26 protein-coding genes and 1 pseudogene are annotated in these 23,474 nt (G+C 48.2%); 9 read left to right on the forward strand and 18 right to left on the reverse strand.

Annotated features, from left to right (window positions below; all coding sequences use genetic code 11):
• Positions 1 to 54 precede the first annotated feature (54 nt).
• The 4 genes from RJ32_RS09200 to RJ32_RS09215 are packed head-to-tail and all read left to right on the forward strand — an operon-like array spanning position 55 to position 2,917.
• Positions 55 to 633 (forward strand): GNAT family N-acetyltransferase, encoded by a 579-nt coding sequence (locus RJ32_RS09200; RefSeq protein ID WP_201029211.1) that lies wholly within the window; start codon positions 55 to 57, stop codon positions 631 to 633.
• The gene (locus RJ32_RS09205; protein ID WP_034821472.1) at positions 630 to 1,208 is read left to right on the forward strand and encodes a DarT ssDNA thymidine ADP-ribosyltransferase family protein; all 579 of its coding nucleotides are present in this window, start codon (positions 630 to 632) and stop codon (positions 1,206 to 1,208) included. The genes RJ32_RS09200 and RJ32_RS09205 overlap by 4 nt, the downstream gene beginning before the upstream one ends.
• Complete coding sequence (locus tag RJ32_RS09210; protein ID WP_034821475.1) at positions 1,208 to 1,849, forward strand: DUF4433 domain-containing protein; 642 nt, start codon at positions 1,208 to 1,210, stop codon at positions 1,847 to 1,849. The genes RJ32_RS09205 and RJ32_RS09210 overlap by 1 nt, the downstream gene beginning before the upstream one ends.
• Positions 1,850 to 2,917: a macro domain-containing protein gene (locus tag RJ32_RS09215; protein WP_034821479.1), complete on the forward strand. Its 1,068-nt coding sequence runs from the start codon at positions 1,850 to 1,852 to the stop codon at positions 2,915 to 2,917.
• A 50-nt stretch (positions 2,918 to 2,967) separates the two neighbouring features.
• On the opposite strand, the pseudogene RJ32_RS09220 reads toward RJ32_RS09215, so the two are convergent.
• The 3 genes and pseudogenes from RJ32_RS09220 to RJ32_RS09230 form a co-directional block, all read right to left on the reverse strand.
• A pseudogene (locus RJ32_RS09220) lies at positions 2,968 to 3,153 on the reverse strand (tyrosine-type recombinase/integrase); the annotation flags it as partial.
• Between the two features lie 61 nt (positions 3,154 to 3,214).
• Complete coding sequence (locus RJ32_RS09225; protein WP_034821482.1) at positions 3,215 to 3,868, reverse strand: hypothetical protein; 654 nt, start codon at positions 3,866 to 3,868, stop codon at positions 3,215 to 3,217.
• 514 nt (positions 3,869 to 4,382) lie between these two features.
• On the reverse strand, positions 4,383 to 5,294 hold the full coding sequence (locus tag RJ32_RS09230) for a LysR family transcriptional regulator (protein ID WP_034821484.1): 912 nt from the start codon (positions 5,292 to 5,294) through the stop codon (positions 4,383 to 4,385).
• 118 nt (positions 5,295 to 5,412) lie between these two features.
• On the opposite strand from RJ32_RS09230, the gene RJ32_RS09235 reads away from it, so the two are divergent.
• The 5 genes from RJ32_RS09235 (at position 5,413) to RJ32_RS09255 (ending at position 9,943) form a co-directional block, all read left to right on the forward strand.
• On the forward strand, positions 5,413 to 6,234 hold the full coding sequence (locus RJ32_RS09235) for a class III extradiol ring-cleavage dioxygenase (protein WP_007105035.1): 822 nt from the start codon (positions 5,413 to 5,415) through the stop codon (positions 6,232 to 6,234).
• A gap of 42 nt (positions 6,235 to 6,276) precedes the next feature.
• Entirely contained in the window at positions 6,277 to 7,074 is a 798-nt protein-coding gene (locus tag RJ32_RS09240; RefSeq protein WP_007105034.1) for an SDR family NAD(P)-dependent oxidoreductase, read from the forward strand.
• 63 nt (positions 7,075 to 7,137) lie between these two features.
• On the forward strand, positions 7,138 to 8,088 hold the full coding sequence (locus RJ32_RS09245) for an aldo/keto reductase (protein ID WP_007105033.1): 951 nt from the start codon (positions 7,138 to 7,140) through the stop codon (positions 8,086 to 8,088).
• An 18-nt stretch (positions 8,089 to 8,106) separates the two neighbouring features.
• Positions 8,107 to 8,706: a cytochrome b gene (locus RJ32_RS09250; protein WP_013786621.1), complete on the forward strand. Its 600-nt coding sequence runs from the start codon at positions 8,107 to 8,109 to the stop codon at positions 8,704 to 8,706.
• A gap of 130 nt (positions 8,707 to 8,836) precedes the next feature.
• Positions 8,837 to 9,943 (forward strand): FUSC family protein, encoded by a 1,107-nt coding sequence (locus RJ32_RS09255; protein ID WP_007105030.1) that lies wholly within the window; start codon positions 8,837 to 8,839, stop codon positions 9,941 to 9,943.
• 401 nt (positions 9,944 to 10,344) lie between these two features.
• On the opposite strand, the gene RJ32_RS15525 is transcribed toward RJ32_RS09255, so the two are convergent.
• The 15 genes from RJ32_RS15525 to RJ32_RS09320 form a co-directional block, all read right to left on the reverse strand.
• Positions 10,345 to 10,485 carry an ATP-binding cassette domain-containing protein gene (locus RJ32_RS15525; RefSeq protein WP_013786620.1) on the reverse strand — a complete coding sequence of 47 codons (141 nt, stop codon included), beginning with the start codon at positions 10,483 to 10,485 and terminating at the stop codon, positions 10,345 to 10,347.
• Between the two features lie 256 nt (positions 10,486 to 10,741).
• Positions 10,742 to 11,134: a hypothetical protein gene (locus tag RJ32_RS15125; protein WP_013786619.1), complete on the reverse strand. Its 393-nt coding sequence runs from the start codon at positions 11,132 to 11,134 to the stop codon at positions 10,742 to 10,744.
• The gene (locus RJ32_RS09265; protein WP_013786618.1) at positions 11,118 to 13,112 is read right to left on the reverse strand and encodes a hypothetical protein; all 1,995 of its coding nucleotides are present in this window, start codon (positions 13,110 to 13,112) and stop codon (positions 11,118 to 11,120) included. Before RJ32_RS09265 ends, RJ32_RS15125 begins: the two co-directional genes overlap by 17 nt.
• Entirely contained in the window at positions 13,112 to 14,863 is a 1,752-nt protein-coding gene (locus RJ32_RS09270; protein WP_034821501.1) for a hypothetical protein, read from the reverse strand. Before RJ32_RS09270 ends, RJ32_RS09265 begins: the two co-directional genes overlap by 1 nt.
• A complete protein-coding gene (locus tag RJ32_RS09275; protein ID WP_051018758.1) occupies positions 14,850 to 15,329 on the reverse strand; it encodes a tyrosine-type recombinase/integrase in 480 nt (159 codons plus the stop codon). Before RJ32_RS09275 ends, RJ32_RS09270 begins: the two co-directional genes overlap by 14 nt.
• 64 nt (positions 15,330 to 15,393) lie before the next feature.
• Positions 15,394 to 16,170, reverse strand: coding sequence for an IS21-like element helper ATPase IstB (gene istB / locus RJ32_RS09280; protein WP_006954076.1), 777 nt, complete (start codon positions 16,168 to 16,170; stop codon positions 15,394 to 15,396).
• The gene (gene istA / locus RJ32_RS09285) at positions 16,154 to 17,188 is read right to left on the reverse strand and encodes an IS21 family transposase (protein WP_034821505.1); all 1,035 of its coding nucleotides are present in this window, start codon (positions 17,186 to 17,188) and stop codon (positions 16,154 to 16,156) included. Before istA ends, istB begins: the two co-directional genes overlap by 17 nt.
• Before the next feature lie 75 nt (positions 17,189 to 17,263).
• Entirely contained in the window at positions 17,264 to 18,103 is an 840-nt protein-coding gene (locus RJ32_RS09290; protein ID WP_034821565.1) for a hypothetical protein, read from the reverse strand.
• Between the two features lie 770 nt (positions 18,104 to 18,873).
• Positions 18,874 to 19,230, reverse strand: a complete 357-nt coding sequence (locus RJ32_RS09295) for a hypothetical protein (RefSeq protein WP_034821508.1) — start codon at positions 19,228 to 19,230, stop codon at positions 18,874 to 18,876.
• Positions 19,231 to 19,351: 121 nt separating this feature from the next.
• Positions 19,352 to 20,035 (reverse strand): tyrosine-type recombinase/integrase, encoded by a 684-nt coding sequence (locus tag RJ32_RS15530; RefSeq protein ID WP_370543299.1) that lies wholly within the window; start codon positions 20,033 to 20,035, stop codon positions 19,352 to 19,354.
• A 165-nt stretch (positions 20,036 to 20,200) separates the two neighbouring features.
• Positions 20,201 to 20,578 (reverse strand): integrase arm-type DNA-binding domain-containing protein, encoded by a 378-nt coding sequence (locus RJ32_RS15535; protein WP_370543300.1) that lies wholly within the window; start codon positions 20,576 to 20,578, stop codon positions 20,201 to 20,203.
• 252 nt (positions 20,579 to 20,830) lie between these two features.
• Positions 20,831 to 21,367 carry a hypothetical protein gene (locus tag RJ32_RS09305; protein WP_034821511.1) on the reverse strand — a complete coding sequence of 179 codons (537 nt, stop codon included), beginning with the start codon at positions 21,365 to 21,367 and terminating at the stop codon, positions 20,831 to 20,833.
• Complete coding sequence (locus RJ32_RS09310; RefSeq protein ID WP_051018759.1) at positions 21,354 to 21,977, reverse strand: type II toxin-antitoxin system MqsA family antitoxin; 624 nt, start codon at positions 21,975 to 21,977, stop codon at positions 21,354 to 21,356. Before RJ32_RS09310 ends, RJ32_RS09305 begins: the two co-directional genes overlap by 14 nt.
• Positions 21,978 to 21,995: 18 nt before the next feature.
• A complete protein-coding gene (locus RJ32_RS09315) occupies positions 21,996 to 22,352 on the reverse strand; it encodes a type II toxin-antitoxin system MqsR family toxin (RefSeq protein ID WP_034821514.1) in 357 nt (118 codons plus the stop codon).
• 15 nt (positions 22,353 to 22,367) lie between these two features.
• Positions 22,368 to 23,468, reverse strand: a complete 1,101-nt coding sequence (locus RJ32_RS09320; protein WP_051018760.1) for a site-specific integrase — start codon at positions 23,466 to 23,468, stop codon at positions 22,368 to 22,370.
• Positions 23,469 to 23,474: the final 6 nt, after the last annotated feature.

The raw sequence follows: 23,474 nt of genomic DNA on the forward strand, positions 1-23,474 counted from the left end.
AATTAACTGCAGCCGTAACTGCCATTAGGTGATATAGGTTTGTGATTTCGTAAAATGATGGGTAATCTGGAGCAAACGGCTGATATAGGGAAATATACCGTGCTCAAACTTGACCTACCCAACCCAAAATTTGAATCGAGTTATCGCGATTACATTGACGAACTTGGCGACGAGGAACGGTACCCTTTCCCGCTTGATTTCGATCACACTGATTTCCTTGGAATGCTAGATCGCATCGAAGGTTTCAGATCCGGTGAAACCGTTCCAGTAGGTATGGTAAGTAGTTCAACGTTTTGGCTAATTGATAATAACGAAATACTTGGCTGTACCAATATTCGGCACACACTCAACGAACAAATAGAGCATGCCGGCGGGCACATAGGCTTAAGTATTCGACCTTCATACAGAAGCAAAGGGCTAGGAAAAATATTGCTCAACATGAGTCTCAACAAGGCACGAGAACTTGGCATTAACGAAGTTCACATTCATTGTCACTCGACGAATAGTTCATCGAAAGCAATGATAGAATCATGTGGAGGAGTACTAGATTCAACAGTTAAGGTGGGTGACGAAGAAATTAGTCGCTATTTAATAAGTCCGTCCAGGCCAACCTCTACCGAGGGCGATTTATGAGCATCCGTAATGGAAGGCTTCTCTACCACCTAACATCTATCGATAACATCGAGGGAATAATACGCCATGGGCTTATCCCCCGAGCAGAACTCGACAACTTTGACGATGTTGCTGACCGAGAGATCATAGGCCATCGTCAGTTACATCAGCTTGATAGCAAGGTTCCTTTTCATTTTTTTGCTAAAAACCCTTTTGATGGAAACGTGCAGGCAAATAACGCTGAAAAAGCATTCGTCCTTATTGCTGTTCACAGAGCCTTAGCCCAGAAGAAAAATTGGCAGATAATACCTCGTCATCCTCTTGCTCAACCTTTCGAAATTTATGAATTTGACCAAGGAATGGAAGTTATTGATTGGAATACAATGGATCGACGTGATTATTCCGACCAAAACTGCAAAAATATATGTATGGCAGAGTGTTTGGCTCCAGCAACAGTTGAGCCTCGATACTTTGCGAGTATTTACACTAAGACGCCGGAGCAAAGGCAACTAGTTTCTAGCTTGGCCGAACAATACAGATTAAATATTCATGTAAACCTAAATCAACAAATGTTTAGTGCTGGACAACGTACCTAATGTATAAAAACCTAAATCCTGACAAGGCGCTAATATGGCGAATTGTTCATCGAGATAATCTAGACTGGATTCTTGAACACGGTGTTTATGCTTCAAGCAGCAATCACCGATCAGATGACTGGGTGAGCATAGGTAGTGATGAACTAATTGATAAACGGTCTCGACGTGAAGTTCCAGTAGCACCGGGAGGAACACTGAGTGATTACGTTCCATTTTATTTCACCCCCTTTTCACCAATGCTCTACAACATAAAGACAGGCCGTGGCGGTGTGATTCGGCGCAATAACGAAGAAATTGTAATACTCGTTTCTAGCTTGCATGACGTTTATCAGGCTGGGTTAAGCTATGTTTACACTGACTGTCATGCTTACTCCGCCTTAGCTAATTATTACAATGAGCCGGACTCATTATCGGAGATTGATTGGGAGCTGATTCAAAAGCGGGATTTTAAGAGAGCACCTGATGATCTTGGCAAGTTAGACAGATATCAGGCAGAGGCTTTGATACACCGACACTTCCCTACCTCGCTGTTAAAGGGTATTGTGTGCTTTAATGAAAGCGTAAAACAGTCAGCTGAACAAAAAGCAGACAAGCACGGTCAAAACCTAAAGATAATAGCTCGTTCGGAATGGTACTTTTAAATGTTAAATTTTAAGACAGGAAACCTCTTAGAGTCTGATGCTGAAGCCCTCGTCAACACCGTCAATACAGTCGGTGTCATGGGTAAGGGGATCGCTTTGATGTTTAAAGAACGGTTCCCTGCAAATATGGAAGCCTACGCTCGAGCTTGTAAAGAAAACAAAGTAGCCACCGGCAAAATGTTCTTTACCCATAGTAATGAACTGGTTACCCCCCAGTGGATCGTCAACTTCCCTACCAAACAGCACTGGCGAGCCAAGTCGAAAATTGAATGGATCGATGAGGGGCTTAAAGATCTTCGAGCATTCATTGTTAACAATAACGTTCGCTCTATTGCTATCCCCCCTCTTGGAGCTGGAAACGGCGGGTTAAGCTGGAATTCTGTTCTCCCATTGATTGAACAGCATTTAGCTGACCTGAGCGATGTTGATATTCAAATTTATCAACCAACCGAGCAGTATCAGAATGTCAGTAAGCAAACCGGTGTAGAGCAATTAACAGCAGCCAGAGCCATGGTTGCTGAGTTAATCAGACGCTATTGGGTACTTGGCAACGAATGCACTTTGCTAGAAGTACAAAAATTAGCATGGTTTCTGCAGCGTGCACTGCAAAAAGAAGGAACCGCTAATCCGTTAAAGTTGGACTTCCAGCCAGAGAAGTTTGGCCCGTATGCCAACAACCTAACTCACTTATTAAACCGGCTAGACGGAAGCTATTTGCAATCTGACAAACGTATTCCAGATGCAAAACCAACAGATATCATTGCATTCAATGATAACAAACGCCAAACAGTCGAAGCTTACCTAAAAACTGAAGCCATGGAATACGATAGTGCATTGAGAAAAGCAACAGACGTCATTGAGGGATTTGAGTCGCCATACGGACTAGAACTACTTGCAACCGTTGACTGGCTCATAACAGAAGGAAGTGTAGAGCCCAACCCTGAGAAAGTCCTTGCAGCATTACGTCAATGGCCTGCGGGCGAACAGTGGGCACAACGCAAACTCAATATGTTTGATCACAAGGCTATATCCGTAGCCCTCGATGCATTAAACAGTAAGTTGCATTAACTCAAACCTTTTTAACCAAACAAAAAATAAAATAGGGGCTTACTAGGCCCCTATAGTTCCAACTCCACAAAGTCACGGTCAACATCTTCCTGAGTAATGCCAATATAACGCAGCGTCACAGCCTCAGAGCTATGACGTAGCATCTTCATTACCCTGGCGATGTCGTTGGTGTTCTTGTAAAGATGATAACCTCGTGTCTTCCGCATTGAGTGAGTACCCAGTTTAATGCCAACCTCGAAATTTCGCAGTACTCTTCTTTCTCAGCTAGGCAGCCAGTATTCAATACTCTCAAGCCAATTAATCGTTTGACCACGTGATATAGCTTTCAATATCTTCTATTTCAAGTAACCTTTTCATTTCCTGTTCGGCTTTATAGCGTATCCCTTTGTCTCGAGTATCGAAATCCGATAGGCGGAATGCGTCCCGGTAGTAATAAAATGCAGTACCAATATCTCCTGTTTTCTCGATAAGCTGACCCAAGCGGTAAAAAGCCTTATTCCTTATATTCTTTAGCTCGTTGGCTTTCTCAACATAGGCATCGTGAGGACCTGCTATATCTTCTTGAACGAAGCTATACTTGTAATTTTCCCTGTAGTACTCATTATATTCCTCTTGAATATATGACACGAAGTTAGATGCCTTGTTAGCTCTGTTGGCTATCGATTTTAGTTCATCAACCGAAATCTTTTCTTTGTCTAACAGACTTTTACCTTCTCTAAGTACTGAATCTACATTTGTAAGCCCTTGAGAAGCCCACATTTTTATCAACTTATCACGTTCAATATCAATCTCTTGTTCGGTAGTAACTGCGGAATTATCTTTTTCTTGTCCCGGCTCTGATGCCTCTTTTTCTTCCGCAGCCAGAACCTCCTCTTCACTTTTTACTTCTTCACTTTTATAGAGTGGATATAAAGTTTTTATACCAAATACTAAAAGACTAATAATTAGCAAGTTAGATATAAGTTGTAACTACGAATGATCCAATTATGGACATGACTTTAAACTGAGCATAACAGGGCTTTCACTATATGGCCTCGTGTCCATGGCGAACGTCGATATAAGGCCCTCTTCATACACTTTTTTGTCCATGCCATTGATGGATTGGTATTTCGTACCCCAAAAACGTAGCCCACTATTGCGGTCTAAAGGCACTGCCTGTTAGAACCATCAATTGACAGCTACGAGGAAAATAAAATGTCCGGGCCTAAACAAAAGGAAACACTCAATGGACTTATGGCCTCGATCCCATTTCGGTTCCGCAAATGAGATTTTCCTTGTTGACGACAATATTTGAACAACCATTGGTTTCGGGATCTTAAAAAAGCAGATGGAAAAGGAGAAGGTGGCCGCGATCCAGAAGCCGACATAAAGCTTTTGGCCTGGAGCGGGCTAACTTCGAACTAAGCCTGACTGTTGGAACAGTTTACAGGTGTAGAGAGGGGGCCTTGGTAAGAAAGGATAAAATTTACGACGGTCTACATGGCGAATTCTCAAAAACCTCAACCAAATAGTCGATCATCGCTCTTACTTTGAGGGGTAACCGACGATCCGGCGCGAACAGCACATGCAGGCCGCCGAGATCCAGTGGAGGGTGATCCAATTCGAAAGCAACCAGAGCGCCACTGGCCAATGCCTCGGACACGATAAAGTTGGGCTGATATATGATCCCTTGGCCCTTAACGGCGGCAGCAAGAAGTGCGTCGCCATTGTTGGACATGAGGTTGCCTGTTACGGGCACCTGGATCTTACCATCTTGGCCGAATGCCCAGGTGCCGCCGCGTTGCGCTGAGGAAAGGCTGTAGCTCAGGCAATTGTGGTTTGAGAGCTCGGCAACACGGTTAGGGGTTCCATGTTTTTTCAGATACTCAGGCGAGGCACAAAGTCGCATCGGGCAATTGCCGAGACGGCGGGCCCTGAGGTCGCTGTCAGCGAGGTGTCCGATGCGGACAATCAGGTCCCAGCTCTCTTTCAGCAGATCCTGTTGAGTGTCGCTCAGGCCAAGATCCACCTCCACCAGTGGGTAACGATGGGTGAATTCCGGTATTAACGGTGCAATGAAGCGTGTGCCAAAGGATAGCGGTGCATTCAGACGTAATCGACCCATGGCCTGATGCTGCTGGGAAGATACTTCGGACTCCGCTTCTTCAAGATCCTGAAGAATGCGCTGACAGGCCTGCAGGTATTCCCGTCCGGCATCTGTCAGTGATAACTGTCGAGTGGTGCGATGAAGCAGTTTCGTGCCGAGCCTGGTTTCCAGTGAATCCACATGTTTTGTGGCCATTGCCGGCGACATGTTCAGCTCCCGGCCGGCGGCAGACAGACTACCTCTGGACGCTGCCTGAACGAATACCTGCATGCTTGTGTATCGGTCCAGCATTTTATTTCCTACCTTTAGTTAAAACAGTTCCTTTTTTAAGTCCGTTCTCCTTTCCTGAGTATCAGTATAACCTGTTCATTGTGATATCTGAACTATTCAAACCTATGGAGGTATGTCGATGTCCACGCAGCCAAGAGTGCCTACCAGACAACCGGTATTTTTTATTCCCCACGGCGCTGGCCCTTGTTTCTTTATGGACTGGAGTCCCCGCAATACGTGGGACGGTATGGCCGACTTTCTTCGAAGCGTCATCGGGCGTTTGCCAGAAAAGCCGACGGCCATCCTCCTGGTATCCGCCCACTGGCGCACTCAAGAGTTTAGTGTGACCGCCGGCAGCCAGCCCGATCTCATTTATGACTATTTCGGTTTTCCGGACCACACCTATAAATTGACTTATCCGGCTCCAGGAGCGCCGGCATTGGCGCATCGCGTGAGTCGTCTACTGGTTGGGGCACAACAGAACACCCTGGAGGATTCCGGGCGTGGGTTTGATCACGGTATGTTTATTCCGCTCAAGGTGATGTTCCCCGAGGCAGACATTCCTGTGGTTCAGCTGTCGTTACGGCAGGACCTGGACCCCGAAGCACACCTGCAGGCAGGCAGAGCTCTGGCGCCACTGCGTGACGAAGGTGTGCTGATTCTCGGCAGTGGCATGAGCTTCCACAACATGCGTGGCTACGGCGACAAGCGGTTTACACCGCTCTCCGAGGCGTTCGATGACTGGCTGACGGACACTGTCGAAGGTGACTCCGGAATTCGTTATCAGCGATTGAGGAAATGGGTTCAGGCACCCCACGCCCTCGATTGTCATCCGCATGGAGACGAGGAACACCTGATTCCATTGCTCGTGGCAGCGGGTGCAGCGGGCGAGGAGCCCGGCAAGAAGGTTTATTCCGAACGGGTGATGGAAACCCAGTTATCGGCGTTTCAATTTGGTTGAGTGGGTGACGTCCCCTCAAAAATCAATGGCAAGAGGAATTAAATGATGAAAATTGAACTCACGGGCAAACAGTCGTTGGTCACCGGCTCTACCGCGGGCATCGGTTTGGCCATTGCCCAGGGGCTGGCCGAGGCCGGTGCCTCGGTAACTATAGTGGGTCGTGACCAGGCCAAAGTGGATAAGGCGCTGGCCGAGATAGCCAATGCCAGCGGTCGGGACGATGCAAAAGGCATTATCGCGGACCCGGGTACCGCGGAAGGTTGCCGGACCATCATCGAACAGCTGCCCGAGGTGGATGTTCTGGTCAACAACCTGGGTATTTATGGCGGCGTTCCATTCTTCGATATCGACGATGCTGCCTGGGAAGAGATTTTCCAGGTCAACGTGATGAGCGGTGTTCGACTTGCCCGGCATTACGCAACTGGCATGAAGGCTCGGGGCTGGGGGCGTATCCAGTTCATCTCTAGTGAATCGGCGTTGAATATTCCATCGGAGATGGTGCACTACGGGGTGAGCAAGGCGGCGCTTCAAGGTGTATCCCGGGGTCTCGCCAAGGTTCTTGCCGGAACCGGTGTGACCGTGAACAGCATCCTTCCCGGTCCGACCCGTACTGAAGGAGCCAAAGCTATGATGGCTGACCTGGCGGCTGAGCGGGGAGTCTCCCCGGAAGCAATGGAAACCCTGTTCCTGGACGAAAACCGGCCTTCCACGCTGCTCCGACGTTTTGCCGAACCGGAAGAGGTCGCCAGCCTCTGTGTCTACGCTGCGTCTCCCCAGGCCAGTGCCACCACAGGCGCCGCCCTGCGTGTTGAAGGTGGCATTGTGGAAAGCATTGCCTGAAATCGCCGGCCGGGACCACCCGGCCGACTCACCCACTGACAGTTGTTTTTTGAGGGAGGCATCATGAGTCTTCAGAAGAAACCCCTTGGGAAGTCCGGTTTGGAGATAGCCCCACTGGTATTTGGCGGAAACGTGTTTGGCTGGACAGCCGATGATAACCGCTCTTTTCAGCTACTCGATCGGTTTGTGGAGCAGGGCTTCAGCGCCATTGACACGGCCGACGTATATTCTGCGTGGGCACCGGGCCTTGAAGGTGGCGAGTCGGAGGCAGTTATCGGACGATGGCTGAAAAAGCGGGGACGTCGTGATGACGTCATTCTCATGAGCAAAGTCGGTATGCTGGAGCGTCGTAAAGGGCTATCTGCAGCCAACATCGAAGCTGCAATTGAGGATTCCCTGTCACGTCTGGGCACCGATTACCTCGATGTATACTTCGCCCACATTGATGATCAGGAAGTCCCCTTGGAGGAAACATTGGGCGCGTTTGACCGGCTGATCAAGGCCGGTAAGGTGCGGGCCATCGGCGCCTCCAATTATTCGTCCGATCGATTGGAACAGGCGCTGGCCGTGTCTCGTGATCATGGGTTCGCGCGCTATGAGCTGATCCAGCCCCTCTACAACCTGCATGACCGGGCCGATTTCGAGTCGTCGCTGGCGAAAGTCGCCAGCGAGCACAATCTTGGCGTGGTGAGCTACTTTTCTCTGGCCAGTGGATTCCTGACTGGCAAATACGCTCAGCTTTCAGACCTGGAAGGCAACCCTCGGGCTGACTTTCTCAACGGTTATTTCAGCGATCGTGGTCAGCGCATTCTGGATACCCTGATGGCCGTTTCGCAGGAGGCTTCAGCAAAACCATCCCAAGTGGCACTGGCCTGGCTGCTCCACCAGCCAGAACTGACCGCACCGATTGTCAGTGCAACATCGCTGTCTCAACTGGATGAGATATTGGCTTCGGTGAAATTGTCACTACCGGAAGAGATGCTTTCCAGGCTGGACGCCGCCAGTAGGCAGTGATATGAAGATGAGGCTGGAATGAGTGTGCATTCTGGCTTCATCCTCTTTGGTAACACCTTCAATGGTAATGAAACCCGCAATACGGAGAACCCAATCATGATCCACGATTCTCGTGAGCGGTATGGCGCTCTCACCAAACTGCTGCACTGGTCGATGGCCCTACTGGTGTTCTGGCAACTGCTCAAGTTTGGTGATCGAATCTTCGACGGAGAACACTGGGTCGGACAAACGCTGGTGCCCTGGCATGTCTCTATAGGTTCGCTGATGTTGCTGCTGATTCTGGTACGCTTGGCCTGGGCCGCTGGCCAGCGTCATCAGCGCCCGCAGCAAGATCCGGCGCAGGCTCTGCTGGTCAAGGCCGGTCATGGGGCGTTGTATCTTGGCCTGTTGCTGATGCCGATAACCGGGGTAATGGTCATGCTGGGTGGTGGCCACGGGATTACGGCTTTCGGTATCGAGCTTTTTGCTGAAGGCGAGGAAATTGCCTGGGCCCAAGCCCTGGGACAGCTCCATTCGCCAATCGCATGGATTTTGACCGTTTTGATTGTTGGTCATATTGGTATGGCACTGATTCATCACTTCGTGAAAAGAGACGATACGCTTAAACGTATGGTGTGATGAGGCAATCTCCAAAACCAAAAATTCTCGTTATTTCGCGACTTGATTGCGGAAACTCCGAATAGATCAATGAGGCAAACGGTTATTAGGCTAACTATATCTTAAGCTATCCAATTTTGTCGGAGGTCAAGTGCATCAGCGCTTATCCAGAGTAAAAAGTCGATCAGCTGCAATCCGGTTTCTGCTATCGCGGGCACAGTTCAAAGAGTGCTTTGCCGTAGTTAATCAGCCTGGCTTCAGGAACTCGGCACTGGCCGGACTACAGGTGGCTATCGCGGCGCTGGTTGTGCTTCCGCTGATCGAGCTATCCGACTTTTCGCACCTGATTGGATTTGCTTCGCTGGGTACATTGGTGGCTTTGTTTGGCCGTTTTGCGGCCCCGGAACGCCGGGGCTTTACGGTTTTCCTTTGTTTGCTCTGCCAAACCGCAACCGTTTTTGTGATGTCCCTGGTGGCCTGGCTGGAGTTGCCCATGGTTGGTCAGCTGGCCATTCTGGCGCTGTTGTGCGGTACGCTGTTTTACATCGTCACCGTTGGTGATTTCGGTCCGCCAGGTGCATTGATCTTCATATTCGCCGCCAGCGTTTCAATGGGCCAAGTGGATACCTTTGCCTCTGTCCTCGAACGTACGACTGCGACCGCAGTGGCCGCTGCTCTTGCCTGGCTAGTGGTGATGATCACCGACGTGTTCCGCCACGATACACCGGCGGCACAGGATTGGTTCAAAAGCCGGCCCGCCAGTCACAAGTTGATCGCCGTCGCGCGCATGGTGTTGGGCTCTGCCGTGGCGGCTTATGTTGCTTATGCGTTTGGCGGTCAGCACGCCGGTTGGGCGGCCATGGGCGCTGTCGCCGTGTTACAGGGTAGCCATTTGCATATCAGTATGAGCCGAGCCCTACAGCGCACCATAGGCAACGTACTCGGCGCTCTCCTTGTGGCTTTGGTGCTGCTAAGCCAGCCCTCTGTGTGGACCATTATTGGGCTGGTGGCGTTACTGTCGTTCGCTACCGAGACCATCATCGGATCGAATTATGGACTGGGCCAGGTTCTGGTTACGCCCATGGCTCTGTTTATGAGCTATCTGGCGGCACCAGACCTTGCTGGCATGGCGATGGTGCAGGAGCGGGTAGTAGATACCCTCATAGGGACCGCTGTCGGGATCTGTTTTGCGATTCTGTTTTCGACCCTGGACGACCGAGCTCATTTGCTAACTCATCACATAAATCGCGGAAGGTAAGTTGCAGTCACGGGCTGTTGGTTCTCGAACGCCTATCAAAACCTTGGTCTGTCCCAGATGCAAGAGAGCCAGTTTATGGGTAGTTCATGGGCCCTGAGTATCACTGAGAATGAATCGGACGCGGCGTTTTGGATTAGAGACCGCAATACGAGTGTGGGTTTAAGAATACGAGCGGGAGTGCCAGTTACTGGATCGGGAAAGAGATCACGGCGGCTTCAGTTGACCGATTCAATAAGCTCCCTTGTCACCACATCTTGGGGCTGATCTCAGCATAAATACAACCTTCCCTCATCACTACAATGTGGTTGGCACAGCGACAGGCGTTGGCGAGATCGTCGATAGCTATGGCAATGGTTTTGCCCCCGGCGACTCAGTTCCCGGATAAGATCGAACCCCTCGACCTAGCGGCCAAGATCCAGGGCTAAGGTCGGTTCATCGGGAAGGACCAATTGCGTTTCCTCGACAACGGTCATGGTAATCCAGACCCTTTGCTTCGGGCCTCCGGATAGCGCGTCCAAAGGGCGCTCTATCGGTTCTGACATGTTCACAACCCCGACTGAATCCGAGAATTACCCCTTTAAGCACGACATGCCCCTCAGCCTCAATGGACTTACCCCGATGCGTGTGACACACCGTAGCCTCAAATTGAACCCCTCGGACTCGGCCCTGAATGTTCGCTTTGCGACCCGAGCGGCCAAATTGTGGTAGCATCATTTGGGTAGCAAATCGGAAAAGCGTAACCTGCTATGCGTCATTGAATATCATGAGCTTACCGGAATATTACGTGTAACCGGAGGGCTAAAAGCGTGACACCCTCCCGGCCTTCAACCGCTCAATCTCATCCAGAAGCTCTTCGATAGTCGAATTCTGCGCCGCCACAATAGAACTCAGGCGATCAATCTGCTTGCGATAGTCTGCGATCTTCTGCTTATCGGTTCTTGCCCTGTTGTCTGTAGTACGCTTGCTGCTCCTCTTTTGCTCCGACTTAGAAGTTATGTAGGCTTGAACCTCAAGTATCAGCAAAGGGTACCTGTCCTTTTTCAAAGCTGAGGGATCTCGTCCCGCTTCTCTCGCAACGTTGTTTTGGGTAACAGCTGCCCCCAAAGGAAGGCGGATTGTCTTACCTTTTTTCAGCCGATCAAATGCATCCCTGAACTCTTGCTCTGCCGATTTCTTAACCGTTGACGACACTGAGATACACCTCTATCGCATAGATTTCTTTTTTCAAAGCGTTGAAACGTGGACTCTCGGAGGTCAGCGACTCGATTTTCTTTTCGTGAGCAGCCTTTAGTCGTCTCAAGGCTGGCCCATTTTCACGCTTAAAAATCGCATCTGTGCAGATGCCTCCGCCATCAGCCCCAGCACACTGCGCCATTGACTCAATACCACCATACTCACAGACCCCAGCCTTCATGCAGAATCCGGCCAGTGTGCGCCGACAACCAATATCGCCTTTGGCTATTAACTTCGTAAGCTGTTTTTCCTCCCCAGCTTCTACAAGATTGACAACCTTAATCGGGATCATCTGCTTAGAATGAGGGCGCACATTCTCAAAGCTATCTTCCACCACACTTGCAATCTGCCGGTAAATTGCCTTGTAGGACTCGACTATGACGGAAGTTTCAGCATCCGAGTTGAGTCTCAAATTAGTGAAATTGCGGCCATAGTAAAGCGTCATTTTTTGACTCACATGCTTCATGAGCCACTGTAAGCTTTGATCAGAAACCATGTTGGAGGCGAACATATTGACGTTGGTGGTGCGTCGCAACTGATGCGCCGCTAAAGGCCATTGAAGCCCGATGCCAAATCCTTCTCTATTGCCAATATTCGGGGTCATAGACACCGCAATTTTCCAATCCTCTTCTGTCACTGCCATCTCTTCTGGATCGAAAAAAAGCGGATAGCGATCAATGAAGGGACCCAGCCTTAATTGCCCTATAAGTTCGTTCTTGGAGTTTCGGTTGTTACCCTTTACTGGAAGCCACGGCTCCGTTCCGGCCAACGCGAGCGGCACAGAAGAACTATCCCATTCAGGCGCAGACTCACCCCCTGGGAAATACTTCAGCCTCCATTTAGCAATGGTGCTCGCCGCATCAACAGCCTTCTTAACGGTGCTGGGCACAACCCATCGAGCATCATCATCAGGATCAGTTTTCGTGGTTTCCCCAACCAACATTGCGATATCCCCCAACCTCTCGTCACGCTCGATGAGAAAGCAATCAGACCTGAGCGAGTTCACCTCATTCAGGCGCTGAAGGGAGAAGCTCATGATGTAAAATAGAGCCGCCTCTTTAACCATATTGAGATAGGCCGTAAAGCGGGTACTCCTGTAGATGAGAGGCGGTACGCCCAGCCATTTCTCGAAAAGCCCTGAAAGTCCATACTCCACAGAAAATCCTTCAAACCCTCCTGCAAACAGCACTCTTTTTTTGTAAACGTGCGGCTCATAAAAGGGTGAATGGTATTTAACATCCTTTACGCAAGAGGCGTTATACGTATACGCTTCTGATAACCAGCTGAATGCGCTTCCCAGCGCTTGCTCATGCTCGAAAAAATCGTCCAGGCACTCATTCAACCTCTTAACCTGGTACGCCCATATTCTGGGTGGAATATATGGAGTTTGAACCTTCTCATGACCTTTTATCTGCGACGCCAGGAGCGCCAAACCTCTCCCTCCGAATACCTCAAAGCCAAGAACATCTGATTGCAATCTCAATCTATGTAGAAAGTTGACGTAAACCTTAAAACTGGCGCACTGAAGAGCATCAGCAATCTCCTGATGAATCGCCGGAAACCTCTCAACGTCCGAGATCAGCACTCCCTTACTATCGCAGACGCTTGCAATCTTTGTCAGGGCTCCAAACGAGTAAACACAACTCCTAATTCGCCCAGGAAAAAGTCGCGGATGATAAAGCACCAAGAGCACAACCTGCTTGACAAGAAAGACATTCTCATCAGAAATCCCGTCCTTTTTAAAATTGAAGGTCGCAGAGCGCTCGAACGCCCGAAAGTCCCAGAAATCATCACCATATAGGGACAGCGGGGCACCTTCGCTGTCGACCGATACCGCCCAATCTCTGGGTGGCGGAAAGCATGGCGGTCGATACAACGGCGAGTCGACCGTAACCAACGTGGATGGCGACATAAAGCGCAAAGTGTCAGCGTTCATTACTGCTCCAGAAGCTCAATAATTGGGGCCCAATTAGGGTGGTAATCACCCTCTTCAATCCGCTCCTGCGCTTCTGACACCCAGCCAGCACGCCTGGAACTAGAGTTCTTAAACCACGACAATTTTTCGGATAACCGATCAACTACGACGTCAGAGGGCACCTCTTCACGACTCAGCGTCATGCTTGCCTCAATCGTCTTGAGATGCCGAAAGGAGGAAATGGACCAGATATAGTCTTCACTATCTACATCGCGATGATGCTTGCACCACAGGCAACCAGATGGATTGACACAGTTAGGTTCAACTATCCCCCCAGGTCTATCGGCCACCGATTCTGGGTCACCATTGCAACTGCTGGAAATCACCGACGCCTTGAGATCCTTTTGCTTGATAGGGTCGTGCTTGCTCCAAAACCGGGCAACCTCAACCATAGCTCGCTGCTGACTAGGTCGCTCGTATTGGTCCTTTAACACCTCCCGAGTATGCTGAGCCATATCTGCCGTTAATTCAGGGTCTCCTGAGCGGCGCAAAAGCCAATTCACCCTGGTGTTTCTCAGTTCTCGTGGTGTAACCCAAGCAAGTCCATGTGCTTCAAATAACTGCCGAAACGCCACAAAGTGAGTAAGCCCCGTTCTCGACACACTCTCTCCCTTGCCATAATTATCAAACTGAGGGAAAAAGTTTGGAGAATCAGGAAAGAAATGGTTCACAAAGGCTCGAAATCGCTCAAGAAAGGGCTTGTAAGACTTGTAAATTCGAAAGCTTACCTCACCTCCTCTCCTGTTCTTGTAACACCTTACCTGCCAGCTATCGCCGAGCGGCTTATACTTCAAGGCTCCGCGCCCCAACTCTCTAGCCTGAGTCAAATTCATGCCTGTCTGAGCAAGGAAAATCAGAAACTCTGCCTGGACTCGCAGGTTCACCAGGTGCCACCTTTTCGCTCCGCCCCTCCGGGGAGAAATATCACTGACCGCCTCTCGTCGCTTTAACGCTTCCCGATAGAGGACCTTTTTCTGATATGCCCAGCCAGGCTTGGGAGTAGCTGCCAACTCAAGCTCTTGCAATCCCGCATGGAGCAACACCTCATTGCCCTCAACCAGACCGGCTCGGATTGGGATCTCTAGGGGCAGGGGCCCATAAACAGCTTCCTTAGACAATCCTTCCGCGATATCGACCAGGAAATTCCCCTGCTTGAAGGTAGCCTCCAAGTTTTGCTTCTCAGCAATCCGACTGACCGCTTTTGGCGCTTCCTTGACGGCACGAAGGCGAGTCCTATTAATGAGGCGGACGGTTTCCGGTATGGAAAGAATGGAACCAAAAATCGACGACAGCGTCGCAGCCTTTATGTAGGCTGACTTCGGGCTCAACTTCGAACCCTTCTTCCTAGACTTAATGAACAAATACTCGGCGTACTCCAGGAAGTTGAATTCCAGCTTTGCAAGACTGAACGAGTGCTGGCCCTCATCCAGGAATCTCATAAATCCCACGAACGTAGCAAGGTAATGAGGCACCGACTTCTCCGATCGGCCAGCGTAAAGTCTATTCTCAAGCTCTTCTTTAACAGCTTGTAAAAGCTCCAACCTCTCTGTTCGAATCGCCCCTAGCGCTCCCACGGCAATTTTTTTGAACGCCAAATCCGCTCTCAAGCTCGCGCCGCCCCGATAAAGGAACCGTGTTAAATCTGACCTTGAACCATATCGGGGCGCATTCTCCTTATCTAGATACTGGATCAACAAATCAGGCGTCGTCATTGAATGTAACCTTATCGATTAATGTTTCGACGTTGCCAACTTTGCCGACATACAAATTGAAAAATTCGTCCGACAGCGCCTCCTTTACAGGCTCTTTTTCGATGAACTTCACATATTTCCAAGTTGTCGCCTCATCCTTGTGGAGCATGGCATCCCTAACAAAAACGATGGCATCGACCTGGCTCGGAAGGGCGCTCATTGCGAGTCGCATTAACTGGGTGCCAAAAGTGGCTCGTGTTTGGTGAAATTTAAAATCCCTAAATTGATCAAGCCCTGCCTCAGCCAGCTTTTCACGCAGGTAGCTGATTAGTTTTGTAAAGGACGTCTCGGAGTAGGCGTTTCCTCGCTCAGACAGAAACAGCAAGGTTCGATCTTCTTCGGAGGCCCTCGCCTGTCGACCAAGGCGTCGCGCTGAATAAGCATATCGCTCAAGCTGACGAACAAGCTCGGCAGGAAAGAGTGTCAACGGCAGTTTAAATTTGACCCCCTTTGGGGTTAATTCGGCAATCTAGTTTTGACCCCCCTTGGGGTTAAATTTCACCGATTATCGGTGCAATGCCTATCTTCTTTTTGTCCTTCAACCGGTAGCTCTCACCACTTATTTGGATTACATGGCAATGGTGCAGCAGGCGGTCTAACATCGCAGCCGTTAATGTGGTGTCGTTCGCGAAGGCACCCGCCCACTGGCTAAATGGTAAGTTGCTGGTCAGTAATGTGCTGCCACGCTCATAGCGTTTTGCGACCACGTTAAAGAACAGGTTTGCTTCCTCGCGGCCAAACGGCAGGTAGCCGATTTCATCGATGATGAGTAGCTTTGGACTCATTACAACGCGCTGTAGGTAAGTTTTCAGCTTACCTTGGTTGTGTGCTGTCGCCAGTTGCAGCATCAGATCTGCTGCCGTAATAAAGCGCACTTTAGTGCTGGCCATGATGGCTTTGTAACCAAGCGCAATAGCTAGATGCGTTTTACCCACACCACTGGGACCAAGCATCACAACATTCTCGTGTCGTTCGATAAAACTCAGGCCTGACAGCTCCGTCAGCTGTGCTTTGGGCACGCCGCTGGCGAAGTTAAAGTCATACTCCTCAAGCGTTTTAATGTTTGGTAAACCGGCGAACTTGAGTAGGGTCGCCTTGGTGCGCTGGGTTTTTGCTTTCAGCTCTTCAGCTAAGAGCTTCTCAATGAAGTCCGCATACGAGCCTTCCTGCGCGAGGTGATGCTCAGCAATGGATGGCCAGGCTTCAGGCAATGCGTATAAGCCAAGTTGCCGACAAGCATCGGCAATGCGTTCAGACTGTAAGTTCATGCGCACCTCGCAACATCTGGTCATAGACACTGAGTGGATGTTGCAAGCTCTCGTATGGTGTTGGCACACGACGCGATGCTTGCGGCTGGTACACGCTGCCGATCTTCATCGGCAACGGCAACAACGCCTCTTGCTCCGTTATTAAGCGCTGGTTTGGTACGTCTCCGGTCGTACCGTGCACTCGAGCATTCGCCACCTGCGTCAGCCAGCGACCGACATAGCCATTCGCAGTCTGCACATCTAAACGTAAGCCTGAGGTTCTTAGCGTTGCATGCAGAGGCACGACGAAGCTTGATTTAAGGTAACGGTTAAAGCGTTCAACCTTGCCTTTAGTTTTAGCCCGATAGGGGCGACAAACACGAGGATGAAAGCCGAAGTCCTGTGCGGTTGATAAAAGCTTGGGGTTCCAGCGATGCTCACCATCCGCGTAGGCATCGCGCTCAATCATGATGGTCTTAGCATTGTCGAACAGTACTTCGTGTGGCACACCACCAAAGAAGTCAAAGCTGTGCTCAAGGCCGTCAATCCAGGCTTCTGTGCGCTCGTTATCGTAAAACCGCACATAACTTGCACGTGAATAACCCAGCGTCGCCACGAAGGCTTTGAGGGCATAGGTTCCACGGCGAATAATGGTGAAGTCCACCTGCAATTGCTTACCTGGCTCGGTTTCAAATCTTACGAGTGGATCGGCTGCCTGCTTAGGTTTGAACGTGGCGACGTACTCGCTGAGTATTCGGATTTTGCCTTGGTAGCCACGGGCCAAGATCTCTTCATAGAGCACGGCTGCTGGTATCCAATCTGGATGAGCCGCTTTGATGCGCGCCTGAATATAATCTTTGAAGGGGTCAAGCTTGCTCGGACGCACAACGCTGCGTTGATAAACCGGCGTACTCTCGGTTTGCTGCAAATACTTTTTAACAGTGTTGCGGGCCAGGCCTGTTTCGCGCGCTATCCCTTTGATCGATTTACCTTGGTGCTTAAGTACTTTAATGGTCACAACCATCTCCTGAGTTAACATCGAAAGCGGCCTCTTGAGAAAAACCGCTAGTTTACTTCAGGGGGTCAATTTTCAATTGCCGTTAGGGGGTCATTTTTACACTGCCGGTAACAAGAGCAGCGCACCACTCACATCGTACTTGGTTTCAACACCTGTTCCAGGCCCCACCGCAATGCGCTTCATTGAGGGAATTGTCGGATCATCCAGGGCGTTATCGATGCTTGATAGACGCAGGGTGCGAATGGTCTCACTCCGAGCCCCAGTAAAGAAGCCAATCATGGTCATCAGGTAAAGCTCTACTTTCCCACGCTCGAAAAGAAAAGTAAGTAGCGCCGCTCGATTCTCATCCGTTAGAGGGGTCAGCCCATCCTCCAATGCCGCACCAACCCGCCTTCGATTCGGAATGGCCAACTCGCTTGAAGTCACAGACATCGTCCGAGAGAAGCCGACAGAGGTATAGAACTGGATCGTTTTAGACTGATCCTCCCACATGGACTTACGGTCAACCCAGCCATAAACCTGGGCCCAGCGGTAGAATTGAATGATCGCGCCCATTCTCGATGTGGCGGTGCTGGAGCTAACCAATCCGGCCTTCCGCTGTTCAATGAGAAATCCTCGGTACTGGAAAAGACAACGATCTTTCTTTCTCTTCGGAAAGTGTCGCCAATCCACCCCATGATCTTCTAGCCAGCAAGCGTAGGCTTTTAGGTGACTCATGTTTGAGGCCACTGTTTTGATATCGTTTCCTACAACGGAGTCTAACTTGTGGAGTGCATAAGCATTGGCCGCGAGCCAAGGCTCTCCGTCATCGAAGAATATGTGTGGCACCTTTGGCACTGGCTTTGAGCGACTGACCGGAACCCAAGAAACCTCCTGAGAACCCTTGTCGGTATCGAGAGCCATAGGCGTAATACTGACTCTTTCGAGCATCGCCATAATGAAGTCCTTGGTTGATCGATTGCCTACCCAATCCGGCTTGCAGCCAGAAATGTCGCATCCAGAGTCTTAAAAGTTCGCAGACTTACTCTTTGAAAGTCGAGCACCTCACAGCCGCCACCCTTTCGCGAAAATTGCAGCACCAGCCTTCAACCAGGGGCGCTCTGGTGATCATTACTGACTTCAGATTTCCGCAATCAAACAGCAACCGAATGTCCGCCTCTTGCATTTTCCCTATTTCGCCTCATCACTTTTCTGGTTTTGAATATTCCCAAGAGACGCCAACAGGCCCCGAATAGATCGAAGACCTAATCGCACCTCTCTATCGGCTCTGAGGTTTGCCTTAAGGTTGGGGAGATCACAGGGCTTTGGGAGCTGAACCCCAAGAACTCGGGCTACTTTAAGGGATAGGGTTTCCTGTTACCTGGCAGATCTTTGATAGCTTTTATAAGCCGTGACTCACCGAATCGCTGTAAAAGGTACAGCCACTCTCTTTGCCCTCTTTCATTGGTAATCAGAGCGGAAATTCTTCCTACCAGGGGCGGGCCTGAGGGCCCTCTGGCCGTGAGCGGCTAGCCCACTTCCTTGTCTATTTCTGGAAAGAAACTTAGGGTAGGCTCATTCCAATGTCAATAGTTACCACAGTATTTTGTATTCGTCATATGCTAGCATTCGTATGTATATTGTCGTTATTTTTAAGATACGGTCCATGTTTAAATTCCTGTTTATAAGATAAAAATAATGGGCTGGATAAACTATCCACCGCAAAACTAGTCCACATAATCAACTCTTCCGGAAACGTATATTGAGTAGTTCGCATCAATTACGTTTCTCGTGGAGTCAACTGTGAGCTCCGAGCGTATTATCGGACTAATCTCTCTATCCTTTTTTGATGCTATTTTAGTTGCAATATCCTTAAAGTATTTTATCGCTTCCAGGATGTTATCGTCTGGAGATGGAGCGAAACTGTATGATTTGAAGAAAGTATCCAAGTGAAATCCATCATCATCTTCAGCCTCGACAATGTAACCACCATCCTCAGAAATAGAAGGCTCTTTCACATACCTATCAGGCACTGATGTGCAGCCAGTCAATATCAAAACAGCAAATATCAGTAATATTCTCATTATTGTGCCTAGCAATTAGCATTTAAAACATCACAAGAATATACGTAATATTAGTTTGTTAATCAAATGCTGTTAAAATCAGAACTTATTTGTCGTTGTTACACCTTACCAACTAACCAGTTCAGATTTTTAGCTCTAAAGAGCGTTTAAAAGCCTCATCCAAATAATCACCCCACCAATGCATCAGCTCGCGGCGACGTTCTAAATAATCCGCACGGTTATAAGCGCTGCGTACCTGGTTAGGGTCGCCATGCGCCAGTGCTGATTCTATCAAGTCGGGATCTTTGCCCTCCTCGTTCATAATAGTGCTTGCTAAGGCTCTTAAACCGTGGCTAACGAGTTTATCCTGGTAACCCATACGTCTTAACGCCATATTGGCTGTTTGACTGTTAATGGACGTTTGTGGCTGTCGCAGTGAGATAAATATATGTTCGTACTGATCGCTTATGCTCTTCATGTCCTCCAGCACCCTCAATGCCTGTTCACACAGGGGAACGGTGTGCTGACGACGCTTTTTCATCCGTTCAGCCGGAATCATCCAATTCGCTTGGCCGTCATCAAGCCATTGGATCTCGCTCCATTTAGCGCCAGCAGCCTCAGATGGCCTGGTCATTGTCAGCAACTGCCACTTAATAACCTGGCGAGTAATATAGGTAACATTGGTTTCGTGAAGCTTTTTTAAGAAGTCAGGAAGCTCTTTTGCCGTGATTGTCGGTAAATGCTGCTTTTTAGGCTTTTTAAACGCAGATTTTATGGCAACGATTGGGTTGCCGGTGATTAAGTTTTTAATGACGGCGTAATTCATGATCTCGCTTAATCGTTGAATCACACGCTTAACGGTCTCCAACCGCCCTGTTTTTTCAACTGGTCGCAATACATCAATGACCGTTTGAGCGCTTATCTGACTAACCGGCGTTTCACCTAAACGGTTAAATACATGTAGCTCTAACGACCGCCAAATATCGTCAGCCTAGTCAGCAGTTACCTCACTTTTTTTAATCTCGAACCATTCTTCAGCAACTTTTCTCAAAGTCGCGTTCTCTGAGTAGCGTTGTGCTGCTCTTTCTTCCTCTCTGGCAAGCTTAGGGTCTACCCCTTCAGCAACTTGGCTTCTAGCAGCTTCTGTGAGCTCACGAGCTTTTTTAAGGCTCATGTCGGGGTAACTACCCAACCCCATATTCACGCGTTTCTTTGTCGTCGGGTGAATGTAATTGAAGTTCCAAAGCTTAGAACCATTCACTCTCACTCGCAGCTGTAAGCCGTTCCCATCGGACTTAACGTAGTCTTTGTCTTTAGGTTTGAGTTGTCTGACGGCTGTATCCGTGAGCCCAATAGTAGAGCGCGCCATAAGCAGATCTCCCTTCGATGTATTCCAAAGAGTTTACCCAAAATCGTTTGGAATACAAATTGGAATACTAAAAACTCAGGCTGGAGCTGGTTTTCTTGGGATAAGCTGGGAAAGGAAATATCTATGAAAGCCTTACTTTACTTGGCTTAGAAAGAAAAAAGGGGATGTCGTGAGACATCCCCTTTTATGGAATTGGTGGAGCTGGCGGGAGTTGAACCTATAAAAAAATCTTTATTATTAAGGAGATCCCATTTAGTTGTCATTTTGGTCATCTACGAAAAAAGTTGGAATATCAAACTTTGGAACTCTTGCTTTGGCACATGAACTATAAACATGCTCTCTCCAGAAAGGCCAAATATAATTCAATACCTTAGACCTGCAAAAACGCTCGAAACCTTCCATCGATAAATCAAACTCTCGAGGAGCAATAAAATCGACGCAATATGAAGCGGTAATTTCCAGAAGAACAATTTTATCATCATCTACTTCCGAAGCAGGTGTTCGAAAAAGAAATTCCTGCTCTTTTTTTCCAACTTTGTCTGCGTCAGTAATAAATCTGTTACCCAAGTTAACCAGAACTTTTATAATCGTACGAGTATCTTTCTCGTCTCCTTCCTCATTAATAACTTCTTCAACTGTGGCTGCACGTAAAGACTGGCTGTCTTGTTGAATAAGATCCTGAGGAAAGTCGTTCGAAGTACCCACTGTACCACGCATAATCTGTGAATCTATCAGATACACATCATTAAAAATTAATTCTTTAGCGAAATCTAATTCAGTGGTAGACATACTCATCCTCTGCAACGCTGAAATTACTAACGATAGCCATATTTTTGTCGAGTCCACTCAACTTAACCACATCACCCTTCAACTGATAAGTGTTGGTTTCCTTTGGTTTGCTAACAAACACATCATAGTCGAATTCAACTGAGCGTTGATGAAGTCCAAAATGAAAATGGAAAGACTTATCAGGTGTTTCTATGGCTTTTTTCGGACTGCCATCTATAGCCTTGAGTATCTCCAAATTATGGGGGTTCAAATCTACCAATCTCAAAAGCTTATCCATTGCTTTACTTTGCAGAACTTCGCCTCTCTCGTATTTGGAAAATGCATTCTTTCCACCACCAAATAGCTTACTAGCATATTCTTGAGTAAGTCCATGTTCCGCCCTAATATGCTTAATTTTCACAGAGGTAAGCAAGGATTCTGCGCTTCTTTTCAAGTCGGCTTTAATCCCTTCTTCTCTTTTTTTGAAATTAAAAGGAACAAACTCAAACTCGCACTCATGACATTCCACATAATTTGCAGTGTAAGCAACTTTGTCACCTTTATATTCAAAGGTTCTTTCCTCACTTTTTACTACTGTGTTGTCACTACCACACATACTACAAATATGCATGCTCACCTCCATATATCGTCATAATTGCTTAAATGACGTAAGTAATACTATCTTCTTGATACCTTGAACTTCTCTTACAGCGAGCTTCACGTATAAATCAATGGGATCAACTTCTGGTTCATCCCACTCGTTTATAGTCTTAAAGTAATAGGTAGTTTTATATACATCGGCTACGAACCTCGTATATGAAATAGACTTATGAAAGTCATCCAACTTAATGCTTTGAATCGCCTCAATTAGATTTTTAGTTCCGAAACCTGTTGCGTCACAAAGATCATCAAAGGTCTTCTCGGCATTGCGATCGAATTCAATCGACTCAGCTTGTACAAGCTTTTTTACTTCCTTTAAGCAATAGTGTGGCACGGAGTTTCCCATTATTCCAATACAAAATCAACCATTATGGTTAGTCGCATCCTTCAACCAACGACCATATATTTTTCTTATCATACCCCAATCTTTATGCCCCAACTGTTGTGCGACCCACATAGGGTGCTTGCCATCTGATAACATGGTCGACGCATAAGTATGCCTGCAACAGTAAGGCCTTAGATATCGCACATTAGCCTTTTTGACCGCTTTTGTCCAAAACCTCTCCCGTGGTACTCCATCATTAACCCAGCGACTTAAAAATCTAGGATCAAGAAATACATAGCCTTTTTGCCTGCCATATCCAATAACTCTATCGAGCACTTTCAGTGCTTTTTGATTGAGTTCATGAGTTCGATTACTGCCTTTTGTTTTAGTACCTGCTCTACGCCCTTTCACAATAGATTCTCGAATAAAAATGACCTTTCGTTCTAAATCTACATTTTCCCACCGTAACCCTATTTGTTCACCAGTCCGAAGCCCAGTCCAGAATGCGAATTCATAGAAGTCTCGGGCATACCCCTCCGGCAAGGCCAACAAAATTTTCTCACGTTCTTCAGGCGTAAAAGGCTGCACCTCTTTTGTTTGGTGCTTTAAGCGTCTAACACGCTTCATTGGGTTCTGGTCGATAATGTCATCATAAACCAGAAAATCAAATGCCTGACTCAGTAGCGAATGGACTTCATTAACAGTCTTTGCACTTACTGTTGCTGTTCGCTGCCACTCTCTAAACCTTGACGGTGTAAAGTCATCAACTATGATTTTTCCGAAGTTTGGAATGACGTGGTTATCCATACGCCCGCGATTCGCTTTTTCGGTACTGAATGCCCAATTTTTGTAACTTTGTTCATACCATCGAGTCATCATCTGCTCTATGGTGATGTGGGCGGCTTTTTTATCGCTAAACTGCAAAGCGTTTTTTGATTCAGGAAAATACTCGAAGTAATCAAACTTACCGATTTTTATCGCCATCCGGACTTCTTCCAAGTGATCGCGAAGTCTTCTCAAATTACTTTCAGTTGGCCTAACATGAATGGTTTCACGGCAGCGTTGATGTCGATAGATAAACTCCATCCGCACCGCATTTTTTCCAGCATAAATCCCTGTATACTGTGTCGCTTTCATAACTCA

Origin of the sequence: Idiomarina sp. 28-8 (genome assembly GCF_000320945.2) — a bacterium.
GTDB classification, from domain to species: Bacteria; Pseudomonadota; Gammaproteobacteria; order Enterobacterales; family Alteromonadaceae; genus Idiomarina; species Idiomarina loihiensis.